The 546-nt window shown below is 46.6% G+C and carries 1 protein-coding gene; it reads right to left on the reverse strand.

Translation table 11 applies throughout. From position 1 onward, the window contains the following. Positions 1 to 546 (reverse strand): ParB/RepB/Spo0J family partition protein (locus A3729_RS01365; protein ID WP_156497568.1); only part of this gene is annotated, 546 nt, incomplete at both ends.

A 546-nucleotide genomic window follows, 5' to 3' on the forward strand; every position in this document is an offset into this window, starting at 1 on the left:
GTATTTGAATGCTGAACACTCACTTCTGCACCTACTTTTTCAGATAGATCTTCTTGTAAGCGTGATATATCGGCATCGGGTTTTGGCTTAGCTGCTTTATTTGTAGGCTTGTCTTCTATTAGGCGACGGACGAGTGCTTCGGTCTGTCGTACTGAAAGCGACTTCAACTCAACCTGACGAGCCACAATTATCTGTCGCTCGGTATCTAACGATAACATCGCTCTGCCATGGCCCATCTCCAAGTCGCCATGCTCTAGCATCAACTTTACTTCATCTGTTAGGTTGATCAGGCGAAGCAAGTTAGTCACGGTTGACCTCGATTTACCAACGGCTTCAGCTACTTCGCTTTGGGTAAGTTCAAACTCATCTTGCAAACGCTGTAAAGCGGNGGCTTCTTCCATTGCATTAAGGTTTTCACGCTGAATATTCTCGATAAGCGCCATTGCAACAGCCGCATCATCTTCAACATCACGAATAATTGCGGGGACTTTATCGAGCTGAGCGATTTGTGCTGCCCGCCAACGCCTTTCGCCCGCAATAATTTCA

It is taken from the genome of Oleiphilus sp. HI0043 (genome assembly GCF_001634935.1).